This is a genomic window from Aquimarina sp. AD1 (assembly GCF_003443695.1).
GTDB classification, from domain to species: Bacteria; Bacteroidota; Bacteroidia; order Flavobacteriales; family Flavobacteriaceae; genus Aquimarina; species Aquimarina latercula.
Map to the genome: position 1 here is coordinate 4699648 of NZ_CP031966.1, position 12724 is coordinate 4712371.

The window sequence follows — 12724 nt, forward strand, 5'->3', positions numbered from 1 at the left end:
ACTAATTCTTTTTACCTATCTCACCAAGGTGTGTAAATTTAAAACCTTTTTCATATTTAAGACCATATCCTAGAATTCTGTCGAAACAAGCATGCGAAAATAAAATAATTCCACAGAGTTGTACAAATTCGTTTGAATAGTATATTCCAACGAGGTAAATCAAAATAGCGAGGCCCTTGTGATGAAATAGATTATATGAAAAGGCGCCTATTTTATTATTAATCGCATATCCTAGCATTCCAATATCTGGAATCAAAAATAAAGCCAAGAATAACCACCAAGAAAAGGATAATAGGCTAAATAGATAAATTCCTAGCCCAAGCATAGCTAGCTCTTCTAACTGTAAAGTCGATTTCATGAGGATTCTAATATTTTATACAAAATTGGTTTACTAGGAGAAGCATCGTTTTCAAAAGAGGCAATCTGAAGGTTTAACATATAATCTCCATCTTTAATAACATTTTTCACAAATACCATTTCGGTAATGGTAGCATCAAATATTGTTCCTTTTGGATAGTTCCAAAAAGCTTTATGAGCTAATAATTTGCCATCATCTTTTTCTTTATCCACAGACGGTACATCGATTAAAAGGTGTTTTATTCCTAGTTCTCGGATATATATTGCTGCATCTTCTGATAAATAGGGCCAATTAGTATGAGAATGTTGTTTGCTAATTTTTTCATCCGAATTAGGAAGCGTTCTGATAACTAGAGCTTCCGTATTATAATGAATTAATTCTTGCAGCAGACTTTTCGTAATCACAGAATCTTCACCTTTTTTTTCTGGATTTATACTAATAAGTTCTGCGGTAAAAAAGAATTGTTTTAAGGTGTCATTGATACTATAAAACTCTGTTGTTATATGGCCAACACATTCGGTGTGCGTTCCGTGTCCGTGTGGGTTAAAATGGATATTATTAAAATTTGTAGAAGCACCTTCAGAAACTTTACCAATCCAATCTCCATCAGTAACGGGCTCAATTTTTGGAGCGGTTATATACCAGGCGTTTACATTATCAGAGGTTCCTCTTAATGTAATTGAAATATCTAGAGGTTTAGATAGATCTATTTTGTAAAAGCGTTTTTTATCTTGTATAGTAGTAATCATGAGGTTGTACTTATGCTAGTTTTTATATTTAAGAAACTAGTTACCCTAAATTTAACAAGAAAAGATCACTTGCAATCCCATCACTTAAAAACTTTCCTTTTTTAGTAACAATTAATATATCCTCATCAAGAAACAAGAGATGTTCATCTAGATGTTTTTGAGCCTGTTTTAGTAGATATTCTTTATATGTAAGTCCAAAATCGTCTTCAACTTTTTTTAGCGAAACTCCCCAAATAGTTCTTAATCCTGTCATTACGTATTCATTGTATTTGTCAGTAGTGGTAAGTTCTTCAATTTCTTTTGGGAGTTTGTTTTCCTGTAGCGATTTGATATATTTTATATTGTTTTTAATATTCCAGCTACGTTCTTTGCCATTATATGAATGTGCAGAAGGACCAATTCCTAGATAATGTTTGCCTTGCCAATATGCAGTATTGTTTTTACTAAAATATCCAGGTTTTCCAAAATTAGAAAATTCATAATATTCAAAACCTTCTTTTTCCATGGTATCTACTAAAATATCGAAATGTTGTTGTGCTAGTTCATCTTTTACCGGAGCAATGACTCCTTTTTCGATAAATGAAGATAGTGCTGTATTTGGTTCTACAGTTAATGCATAGCTTGATATGTGAGGAATATTAGTATCTAAGGCTATTTTTAAGTTTTCTTGCCATCGCTCTGAAGACATTCCTGGAATACCATAAATCAGATCAATTGAGATATTATCGAAATATTTACTTGCTATCGATAAACAAGTCTTAGCTTCATTGTCATTATGAGCTCGGTTCATAAGTTTTAAATCTTCATCAAAAAATGATTGAATACCAATACTAAGACGATTGACCTCTGTAGAAGCTAATGATTTTATGTATGTTTCGGTAAGGTCATCAGGATTTGCTTCTATGGTAATTTCTACATCATCAGAAACAAGGTAATTCTCGTAAATTGTATCAATAATAAATTTTAATGCTGAAACAGATAATATACTTGGAGTTCCACCTCCAAAATATATTGTTTCTATAACTTCGTGATCATCAATTTCTGATCTTCGTAATTTAATTTCATTACATAACGCAAAAACCATTTGATCTCTCTTTTTACCAGAGGTAGAGAAATGGAAATCACAATAGTGACATGCTTGTTTGCAAAATGGAATATGTATGTAAATACCGCTGATGACTTTAAGTTTTTAGAGTTATAATTGAGTGAGTTAAATCGGATATTATTTTTTTTTGAATTATTATTATTTCTTCACTCGTTTTTCGTTTTGTTTTACAAATGCTGCCCAACCAGTATAGCTTTTACCTACAATATCGGCTCTGCCCATATTATAAAAATGACAAACAGCGGCTGCTAATCCATCTGTAGAATCTAGGTTTTTAGGAAGCGTTTTGATCTTTAAAAGACTTTGAAGCATTTTGGCGACTTGTTCTTTACTAGCATTACCATTACCTGTAATTGCCATTTTTATTTTTTTTGGAGAGTATTCTGTGATAGGCACTTCTCTACTTAATCCAGCCGCCATAGCAACTCCTTGTGCACGACCTAATTTAAGCATAGATTGTACGTTTTTACCAAAGAATGGAGCTTCAATAGCTATTTCATCTGGGTGATATGTTTCTATGAGTTCTATTGTACGTTCAAAGATAAGTTTTAACTTCACGTAGTGATCATCGTATTTGCTAAGTTGTAACTCATTAAGCTGTAAGAAAGACATCTTTTTTTTAACAACTTTAATCAAGCCAAATCCCATGATGGTAGTTCCAGGATCAATACCCAATATTATTTTTTCACTTTCCAATAGCTTTCAATTTATACAAAACTAAGGAATGTAAGTTTAATTAATACTAATTACTAATGGAAGTTTATATCTTGTATTTACAGGAGTACTTCTAGTATGAGCAGGTTCTACATCAGGAAGATTATCAATACTTTCTTCTAAAATGTCTTTAAAATCTGGAATCTGAGATGTTATAAAATCTGGAACTGAAAAGTCTTCAAGAATTATATCCCCATTTTTGGTAATTAACAAAGGAACCCAGATGGTATCATTAATAGGTTCTTTTACTTTAATTGTTTGATCTTGGAGATAGTTTCCTATTTGTTCATTTATGATGGTATGGAAACAACGCTCTATTTCTTCTCCAGAAACGTGTTTACAAGCATCAAATAGAGGAGGTTCATCGACTTGGTTTTTGTCGATTTCATTCCATTTATCCTTTAAAACTTGTTCTTGATTCTCTTTTTTGAGCACTAAATTGTCACAAGAAAATAATGTAAAAATTAAAACAGATATATAATAAAATCGCTTAATCATTGATTAATTTTAATAGCTATAAAAGAACTTAAGTGTTTCTAAGCGCATAAAATTAAAGTTTTTTTTCAGAAGGTTAATATCAATGTGATAAGAATACTCTTTTTACTTTTGTAAATAAATTTATTTTTTTTCAATATTTTTTTTAGTTTTCTCGATTTCTTGTTCGAATTGTCTAATCCTTTTATTGACAGTTTGTTTAAGAAAGTTTATGAATGTATTGTCTTCGTTACTTGCTTCTAGTTTTTTTAAACAATCAGTATAATACTTTAGCTTTACTTTAGGATCCTTATAATAGGCATCGGCAAAAGTTGCCAGTTGGTATTGTGCATTGTGATAATTTGGATTTTCTTTAATTGCCAATTTCATATGTTTAATGGCATTTTCCCATTCTTCTCTATGCCTATAGGTCATGGCAATATTATATAGATCTTCATCTATAGGAACATCTTTAAGTTCTAATGCCATTTTAAAACTAGTTAGTGCTTCATCATACTTTTTGATAGAACTATAGGCTTGAGCTAATCGAGTATACCTTAAAGAGACTTGATTATTAAATGTTAAGGCCTGTAGATATTGTTCAATAGCTTTTTTGTATTCATAATCCTTATGATAACATAAGGCTAGGGAAGCGTGAACAAATTCATTATTATGATTTAATTCGATAAGTTTTTCGAAATATGGTATAGCTTCTGAGTAGTATTTTCTTAAAAGATAGTTTTGTGCAATTACATTAATTAACTCTGGGTTTTCTTGATAAGATGCTAGTCCTTTATTGGCAATATCTTCTACTTTGATGTATTTTCTTTTTTTAAGATAATGTTTTGCAACTTCAAAACAACTTTTCTGATGAGTACTATCTAGTCTAAAGGCTTCTTCGAAATAAATTATCGCTGTAGAATCTTTTAATTTTTTCTTGGCAAGCCCTAAACGATATTGGAAATTTGGATTATCATTATGTTTAGCAACCAAGTCTGAGTATACACTATCTGCTTTTTTAAACTTTTTTGTAGACATCAATAATTTTGCATATTCTAATTTTGCAGGAAGTAATTCTGTGTTCATTAGAATTACTTTTTCATAATAATTTAAGGCATCCTTATAAGTACCTTTTGCTTTATGAGCTTTAGCTATTTTTAGAAGTATATAGTCATCCTTCGGAACGATTGTTTTATAGCTTTTTATTGCTTCCGAAAAGTTGCCAATTGTATAAAGACTATCTGCAATTTTTAGTTGAGAGTCTTGAGCCTCAACTTTTATAAAAGTCAAGGCTATTAAAATGTAAAAAAAATATTTTATGCTTTTATGAATTACTACTATCATCTTTATTAATTTCCTGAAGTATAGTTTCTAGATCTTTCATGTTCATATCATTTTTCTTTACAAAAAATGACACCATATTTCTAAAAGATCCATTGAAGTAATTGTTCATTAATTTATTTAATGATTGGTTACTATACTCCTCCTTTTTTACCAACGGAAAGTAGACATATCCTTTCCCTTCTTTACGATGAGAAACAAACTCTTTGTTTTCTAGAATTCTAATTATTGTAGAGATTGTATTATATGCTGGTTTAGGCTCTGACATCTGTTCGATAATAGCAGCGACATTTCCTTCATTAAGTTGCCATAAAAGCTGCATTACTTCTTCTTCTGCTTTGGTGAGTTGTTTCATTTGTTTGACTCTATGTATTTATTTTTTACGTTTAGTTTATTATTGGATTTTTAATATATATAAATCTCCTGTGTATTGTCCATTCATATCAGAAGTTAACATTGCTTTGGCTTCATCTAAAGTGTCATATCTTTCTAGATATACGTATATGTATGAATCTTTTGGGTTTCTGAAGTGCTTAGGTTTAAGTCCTTGTTTTTTTAATTTTGCGATGCCTTTTTCAAAATAACTTTGGCGTTTAAAAATATTCACTACCATATAGTATCCATTTTTGATAGTGTGATTTTCATAGTCTGATAATGTTTCGGTTAGAACTTTTTCTTCTGTAATTATATTCTGTTTTTTAGTTTTTTTTTCAGCTTCTTGGTCGGAGGTGCCGTGTACCTGAAAAACAATTGGCAATGAATATAAAACATTTACTTTTTCTCCATTCGACTCTCCTGGGATCATTTTAGGTAGAGAACTAATTACTCTGTTAGCTTCTTCTTCTAATTCGATAGCTGGTCCACGAGATTGAACTTCTGTGATATTTCCTAAAGTATCTATTTTAAATCTTACAAAGATTCGATTTACCCCAGTTAAACCGATTGACTCTGCAATGTCTACATTGAAATTCCTATTGACGAATTGTTTGATTTCATCAGAGACACATTTTTTTACTTCTTCATTATTTGTTAAATCCTTACAATTCTGTGTCTTTGGTACTTTTTCTACTGCTGCATAAGGGATATTTTGTTCTCTTAAAATTAAGATATGTCTTACATCTACTCCGTCTTTTTTTATTTTATCTACAGTTAGTAAATGCCATCCAAAAGAGGTTCTAAAAGGTTCAGAAATTTCACCTTCTTTTAAGGTAAAAGCAATAGCTTTAAATTTTTCATGAAAAGGAGTGTCTTTTTGTACAAAATATAATCCTCCATTACCTTTGGATCCAGGGTCTTCTGAATATAGTACAGCTCTACTGGCAAAGCTTTTACCATTTTGAATAATATCATTTTTAATTTCTAAAAGTCTATCAACAATCTTTTGATCTACTTTTGATAATGAATCTCTAGTAATTGTTTTTATTGGTTGTTGGATTTGTTCCTCTTCTTTTTCTTCTGTTGGTTCAGTTTCTATAATATCTGAAACCTCTTTTTCATTATTAGAAATATTAGTTTCAGCAGGAATTTCAGTTTCTATCTCAGTATCGACCTTTTCATGAGATAGTGAATTAGTCAATTCTTTAATCTCATCTGTTATTTTTTCGGATGAAATATTTGCAATAGCAACAGCTTTTTGAGAAAAAGCGGTAAATGTAAGCATAACTACTAATAACGGTACAATAGCTAAGTATTTTAATTTAGCATTGGATTTTGATTTCGTTTTTTGAAGCATGATGATTCTTTTTTTAAGTAATTTATGATTGAAGAAATTATTAGTAAACTTTACATTTTTAGTCTGGAAATTAGAGTTAAGTAATTGTTCATAATATGCTCTCTTTCCTAATTGTCTAATAGCGGATGCATCAGAGATATATTCGTGTAAAGTGATGATTCTAGAGTGATATATGTAAATCAAAGGATTAAACCAGAAAAGGATTTTGATTATTTCGAACCAAATGAGATCTAATGTGTGCTTTTGTTTTAAATGCACGATCTCATGAATTAGAATTTTGTTTTTTTCTGTTTCCGATAATTCATTTCCAATGTATATAGTGTTCCAAAAAGTAAAGGCATCTTTACTATCAGGTAATATTCTAACAGGGAATTTCCTGATCATCCCTTTAGAAGATTTTTGTTTTAAAGAACGAATGATTAGTATTTTTCTAATAAATAAGAACACGGCTACGGAAACTCCGATTATATAAAGAACTAACCACCAGTTTATATTTAGAGATGCTGAAGAAACAGTATTTGCAACTTCAATAGTATTATTCGAAATTCTTTCCCCGATAAAAACAGTGGGTAAATTAACTACATAATCGTCTGGGATAGTTTCTTGGATACTTTTAACCTTAATAAAAGGTAGAGTCAAAGAAAGTACAGAAGTAACTAAAAGATATACTCTATTTACAGTGAAAAAAGTATCTTTTTTGTGAAACATGTCGTACGCTAATAAAAATATTAACTGAAATAATATAGTTTGAATACAATATTGAAGCATATCTGTTAGTATTAATTATTTATAGTTTACTCTATTAATGTGTATGTTCATCTAACATATCTAATGAAATAGAATATGAAGGAACATTAAGACCTTGTGGTGATATAATTGTATTAAAATCAAGAATATCTTGGCCTTCTTCTTCTATTTTTTTGTTGGTAAACGAAAGCACACATTTTTCGTTTTTTTCTTCTTTTTTATAACCTTCTCCATACACAATTTTTAAGTGATACTTGCTTTCCGGAATGTTTCTAATGAAGTATTCTGCATTCTTAGGCAGGTGTATAGTCCTTACGCTTTTTAGCGTTTCTAAGTTAACAATATTGATAATTACTTCAGCATTTTTTCCATTGGTTACTTTTAGATAATTATCTAATTTATAGTCGTATCTAGTTTCATCAGAATTTGCACAATAAGGCTCAGCTTCTTTTTTGGATATATCATTTGTTTTGATCCCATTGTTGTAAGCTGCTGCTTTTTCAGAAATTTCGCCTTTTTTTTCCTCCTGATTAACATTTCCTTTGTTATCGGTATTGTTACTTTTAGAATCTTTAGGTAAGAAATCTAATGCTAAAGAATAAGAAGGTACATTTTTCCCTTTTTCATTTATGATAATATTATAATCGAGAACGTCTTCTCCAGTTTCGGAAATAAACTCTGTTGCAAAACTCCCCGAACAATAACCATCTTTTTCCTCTTCTTTATACTGATTTCCATAGACAGCATCAATTCGATATGTACCTTGAGGTATGTTTCTAACAAGATGAGTCTGAGACTTGTAAACTATAGCTGTTCTAATAATTTCATTTGTAGTTAAAGAGACAATTTTGGCAATTATATCAGCATTTTTTCCATTTGTAATTTTTAAGTAATTATCTAACGTATAATCATACTTAGAACCTTTGTTAAGACATGAAGGCTGATTACTAGTTGCTATTTTTTTATTAATATCAGTGCTCTCTCCTTCTACCATAGTAGCGTCTTCTGATTTAGATGTACCATCATCTTTACAAGAAGTGTAGGTAAGGATTCCCGTAATGACTGGTATTAATAGTAGGTATTTAAATTTGGCAATAGATTTTGATTGGGACTTTTGTAACATAAGTATTCGTTTTTTGATTAATGATTGATTGAAAAATTGATTGATAAAAGTTATTTTTTCTGTTTGAAAAGCAGAATTAAGTAACTGTTCTATATAATTTCTTTGATTTACTTTATGTATAGTAACGGAGTCAGCGATATATTCGTGGAGTAGGGTGATCCTAGCTTGATAAATATATATTAAAGGATTCCACCATAATAATACTTTTAATATTTCTATACCGATTTGATCAATAGTATGTTTATGATTTACATGAACCAGTTCGTGTGAGATGATATTTTTCTTTTCTTCTTCAGTTAAAGCATCTCCTAAAAAAATGGTATTCCAAAACGAAAATGCATGAGAGCTATTAGGGAGTATTACTATTCTTTTGTCAAAAGCTTTAGAAATATTAGAAACATTCCTTAGTATATGAAGTTTATGGAATTTTAATATAAGAACTACTATGCTGATCATTATTCCTATTAAGTATACTATTAATGACCAATTAACAGACTCAGAGGAAATATTATAAATATCATTGGTTTGGTTTCCGTTCAGTAGGGTGCGTTCAGTAGAGGCTATAATTGTTCTTTCAATAGTAGAAACATAAGCTCCGGTGGTGCTAGAATTAAGAAAGTCAATCTCTATAAACGGCAGTGCTAGCGATAAGAATGGTACTATCAATAGATATAGACGATTCCAATTAAAGAAAGTATCTTTTTTATGTAACAGGTCATAAATCAAAAGAAATACTAACTGAAATATTAAGATTTGGAGTAGGTAATAAAACATATTTTCTTTTTTAGTAAAACTGTTAAGGCTTTGTCAATCTAGAGTCTGAGTATTCATGATTAAAAAAAAGAATATCAGACTCAAATTGACGACCCCAATGTTGTTTTGTAGGTAACTACATCTATTCAACTAATACTTTAGTTGAATAGCAAATATATGTATTTTTTTGTTTTAACTAAATTTTTAGTTAAAAAAAATAAAAAATTATGATTTTTAGTTGTTTTTTGTGGAGTAAGTTTTGGTGAATTCTACAGGAAATATTCCATGTGCTCTATTAAAGTATTAAAAATAAATAGCTTAAAATGAAATAACGAGTTTAGAGCTAATGTGGTTTATAGATTAGTGATAGTGTTTTTAACCTCGAATTGAATTAAAATTGTATAGAATTCTTGAGAATTTAATATAGTCTTTGATTGCGGATTTGCGGGAATAATATCTGGAAATGACATCAAAGTTCTAATAGCTTCTTTTTCTAATTCCGGTGAGCCTCCTTTGACTTGTATGTTTTTGATTTGACCATCATTAGAAATATTAAATCTTGTATAAATACGATTGAATCCAGATTGAGCATAGGAAGATACGGATCTAACATTGTAATTATTTTTAGCATATTGTTCTATATCTTTACAAACACAATGCTTTCTAACACGTTCGATATTTTTGTTTTTGCACTTAACCGTGGTGGGCTTTTTTTGTGAATAAGCAAAAAAACCAATAAAAATGATCATGATAGTAGTAAGAATATACTTTTTCATTTCGGGGGCAGGATAGGTTAATAAAGTATTTTATTTTCCTACAAATTTATAGTTTGTAAGAATTTTACGTGTTAATACAACTTTAAGAATTATATTAAAAAAGTAATAGTACAGTAACAATATTGTTTTTTATTAGTCTAATAAATTACTATGGATATAGCTTTAGTCATAATAGGATTTATTTTATGTTTAGTTGGGATTATTGGTAGTTTTCTGCCTGTACTACCGGGACCTTTTACTTCATGGATAGGTCTTTTAATATTGCATTTTACAAATGTTATTCCTCAAAATTGGACTTTTTTAGGGATTACGTTGGCTATAGCATTAGTAGTTTGGGTGCTTGATTATGTAGTCCCAGCATGGGGAACAAAACATTTTGGCGGTACCAAGTATGGTATGATAGGGAGTTCTGTAGGACTTATCATAGGGTTGTTGTTTCTGGGGCCATTGGGGATTGTTATAGGGCCTTTTGCTGGAGCATTTATCGGTGAACTTATAAAAGACAGTAATGATTCTGGTAAGGCTTTAAAAGCAGCTTTTGGTTCATTTCTTGGTTTTCTTGCTGGTACTTTCGTAAAATTTATAGTATCCGTAGCTTTTGTGATTTTATATATCAATAAAGTTTGGGAGCATTGGGGGGAATTGTTTTAGTAATAAACAATAAAAAAGAGCGTCTCCACGCTCTTTTTCTTCACACAAATCATCTTAATTTAGGGGCTTATTCTAAAATTAAAACTCACTTTTATAAAAACTTTCATCTTGGGGGTAATGAAAGCACTAACTCATTTTCACTTTGTAAAGATAGTATAAAAAAGCTTATCACCAAATTATTTACGCACTTTATCTATAAAAAAGTGCATTTTAACATATTTTAGTCTATTTTATTTGATTTTAGTAGGATTAAGACTACAGTTGTTAAATTTAACATTGAATAATTATACAAATATGTTTTTTCTCTAGGAATATAGTAGTAGGGGGTTCTAAGTTTTAAAAGAGATTTTTAGAATTCTGTGGCTTTTGATTTTGTGAGTTTAAGAATCTTACATATAGTATTAAATTAAAAAAAGCCTCTCCGTTTTCAGGAAAAGCTTCTCATTGGTTTACTAAACCACCCACGCAAACGGCGTGGGACAACACAACTTCGTTAATTGCAAAAAAAAGCTTCAATGTTAGTTGAAGCTTTTGCAATTTGCGGTCTGGACGGGACTCGAACCCGCGACCCCCTGCGTGACAGGCAGGTATTCTAACCAACTGAACTACCAGACCATTGCCTTATTGCGGATGCAAATATACACCTCATTTTAAAACCCGCAAATGTTTTTTCAACTTTTTTTAGTTTATTTTTTGTCGATTTATACAAATTTCTGCCTTTCAACAAGATATGTTGTGAGAATTTTGTCAAAATCTTTTGTAATATCAGCTTCTACATATTTTATTTTATACTGTGAACATTTTAACTTGAGTTCATAAAAATAAGATGCGACCGCTTTCTGATAATTTTCTTTAATATTATCTGCATATAAATTTACGTGCTCACCAGTCTCTACATCTATAAATCTGGTAGGACGATTATTAAAATCAAAGTTTAGCTCCTTAGTGCTATCAAAGGTATGGAACAGCACTACTTCGTGTTTGTTATATTTAAGATGTCTTAAGGCTTCAAATAATTTTTCGGGACTTGACGTGGCCTGCAACATGTCTGTAAATAAGAAAATCAAAGATCTACGATGGATTTTTTCTGCAATTTGATGTAAAAAAGTATAGGTATCGGTATTTTTTGAAGTTGGAGTAGAAGTTACAATTTGACTTAACTTGCTCAGAAGCATTTGATGATGCCTCTCGCTACCTTTTTCTTGAGAATAATAATCATAAGTATCACTGTAAATACTTAATCCAATAGCATCACGTTGTTTTTTGAGTATATTCATTAAACAAGCAGTTGCCAGTACCGAAAAACTAACTTTATTTAGCGATCCTAAATGATGTTCTTTAATCTCTGGATAATGCATTGAAGAAGAATTATCAATAATAATATGACACCTTAAGTTGGTCTCTTCTTCATACCTTTTAGTAAATAATTTATCTGTTTTCGCATATAGTTTCCAATCTATGTGCTTTGTACTTTCTCCGTTATTATATACTTTATGTTCTGCAAATTCCGCAGAGAATCCATGAAAAGGACTTTTATGCATTCCAGAAATAAAACCTTCTACCACTTGTTTAGCTAAAAGTTCAAGATTCGTAAAGCCTCCAGTTTTGTTAATTTCATTTTGGATATTCATCCTTCGCTACGTATTAAGAGTATTCGTTTTAATAATTCAAACAATATACGGATACTAAATTACTAATCCTGCCAGCCATAAGCGAAATTTTTCTTTTGGTTTTTTCTTTTCATTTGTTTGTAGTTGTTTTAAGGTTAACCAAAAATCGTGCTTGTTTTCTTTATATTTACAAATATAATCGAGGATTTTTTATCGGATACCTATACGGATATCACACCAGATGATAAGTTTTCGCCATTTAAAGTCAAAAAGATTAAAGATAAATGTGATGCGTCTGATACTATTATAGCTATATGTATGCAAAGAGATGCTAAAGAACGAGTTCCAGAATGGGAAGAAATAGCTGCAACTGCTATGGCTGTCCAGAATATGTGGCTTACATGCGCATCTAATAACGTTGGATGCTATTGGAGTAGTCCCGTATCAATAAAATATGCAGACCAGTTTTTTGAACTTGAAGAAGGAGAAAGGTGCCTAGGTTTTCTTTATATAGGTAATTACGATAAAGAAGATGAGTTATCTTCTAAAAGAAATCCAGTCGAAGAGAAAGTAAAATGGTTCGATTAGTAA

The 12724-nt window shown here is 30.3% G+C and carries 13 protein-coding genes and 1 tRNA gene; 2 read left to right on the top strand and 12 right to left on the bottom strand.

Annotation, left to right across the window (positions count from 1 at the left end):
* Position 1: 1 nt before the first annotated feature.
* From D1815_RS20105 to D1815_RS20150, 10 genes are all read right to left on the bottom strand, one after another.
* On the bottom strand, positions 2-358 hold the full coding sequence (locus D1815_RS20105; protein ID WP_027392996.1) for a DUF4260 domain-containing protein: 357 nt from the start codon (positions 356-358) through the stop codon (positions 2-4).
* Positions 355-1107, bottom strand: a complete 753-nt coding sequence (locus D1815_RS20110; protein ID WP_027392997.1) for a cyclase family protein — start codon at positions 1105-1107, stop codon at positions 355-357. Before D1815_RS20110 ends, D1815_RS20105 begins: the two co-directional genes overlap by 4 nt.
* Positions 1108-1147: 40 nt before the next feature.
* The gene (hemW, locus tag D1815_RS20115; protein WP_027392998.1) at positions 1148-2284 is read right to left on the bottom strand and encodes a radical SAM family heme chaperone HemW; all 1137 of its coding nucleotides are present in this window, start codon (positions 2282-2284) and stop codon (positions 1148-1150) included.
* A 66-nt stretch (positions 2285-2350) separates the two neighbouring features.
* On the bottom strand, positions 2351-2908 hold the full coding sequence (gene ruvC, locus D1815_RS20120; protein WP_027392999.1) for a crossover junction endodeoxyribonuclease RuvC: 558 nt from the start codon (positions 2906-2908) through the stop codon (positions 2351-2353).
* Positions 2909-2944: 36 nt separating this feature from the next.
* Positions 2945-3424 (bottom strand): hypothetical protein, encoded by a 480-nt coding sequence (locus tag D1815_RS20125; RefSeq protein ID WP_118389031.1) that lies wholly within the window; start codon positions 3422-3424, stop codon positions 2945-2947.
* Positions 3425-3544: 120 nt separating this feature from the next.
* The gene (locus D1815_RS20130) at positions 3545-4744 is read right to left on the bottom strand and encodes a tetratricopeptide repeat protein (protein WP_118389032.1); all 1200 of its coding nucleotides are present in this window, start codon (positions 4742-4744) and stop codon (positions 3545-3547) included.
* A complete protein-coding gene (locus D1815_RS20135) occupies positions 4725-5096 on the bottom strand; it encodes a BlaI/MecI/CopY family transcriptional regulator (RefSeq protein WP_027393002.1) in 372 nt (123 codons plus the stop codon). The genes D1815_RS20130 and D1815_RS20135 overlap by 20 nt, the downstream gene beginning before the upstream one ends.
* A gap of 39 nt (positions 5097-5135) precedes the next feature.
* Positions 5136-7181, bottom strand: coding sequence for a peptidylprolyl isomerase (locus D1815_RS20140; RefSeq protein WP_158594406.1), 2046 nt, complete (start codon positions 7179-7181; stop codon positions 5136-5138).
* A 94-nt stretch (positions 7182-7275) separates the two neighbouring features.
* Positions 7276-9117 carry a M56 family metallopeptidase gene (locus D1815_RS20145; RefSeq protein ID WP_118389034.1) on the bottom strand — a complete coding sequence of 614 codons (1842 nt, stop codon included), beginning with the start codon at positions 9115-9117 and terminating at the stop codon, positions 7276-7278.
* Between the two features lie 332 nt (positions 9118-9449).
* Complete coding sequence (locus D1815_RS20150; protein ID WP_118389035.1) at positions 9450-9872, bottom strand: hypothetical protein; 423 nt, start codon at positions 9870-9872, stop codon at positions 9450-9452.
* A 150-nt stretch (positions 9873-10022) separates the two neighbouring features.
* Here D1815_RS20150 and D1815_RS20155 point away from each other — a divergent pair, with 150 nt between their 5' ends.
* On the top strand, positions 10023-10523 hold the full coding sequence (locus tag D1815_RS20155; RefSeq protein WP_118389036.1) for a DUF456 domain-containing protein: 501 nt from the start codon (positions 10023-10025) through the stop codon (positions 10521-10523).
* 541 nt (positions 10524-11064) lie between these two features.
* On the opposite strand, the gene D1815_RS20160 is transcribed toward D1815_RS20155, so the two are convergent.
* Together D1815_RS20160 and D1815_RS20165 are read right to left on the bottom strand one after the other, a co-directional pair.
* Positions 11065-11138: transfer RNA gene (locus D1815_RS20160), tRNA-Asp, on the bottom strand.
* A gap of 86 nt (positions 11139-11224) precedes the next feature.
* Positions 11225-12154, bottom strand: a complete 930-nt coding sequence (locus D1815_RS20165; RefSeq protein ID WP_108804961.1) for a DUF58 domain-containing protein — start codon at positions 12152-12154, stop codon at positions 11225-11227.
* Positions 12155-12301: 147 nt separating this feature from the next.
* Here D1815_RS20165 and D1815_RS20170 point away from each other — a divergent pair, with 147 nt between their 5' ends.
* Positions 12302-12721, top strand: coding sequence for a nitroreductase family protein (locus D1815_RS20170; protein WP_240337533.1), 420 nt, complete (start codon positions 12302-12304; stop codon positions 12719-12721).
* Positions 12722-12724: the final 3 nt, after the last annotated feature.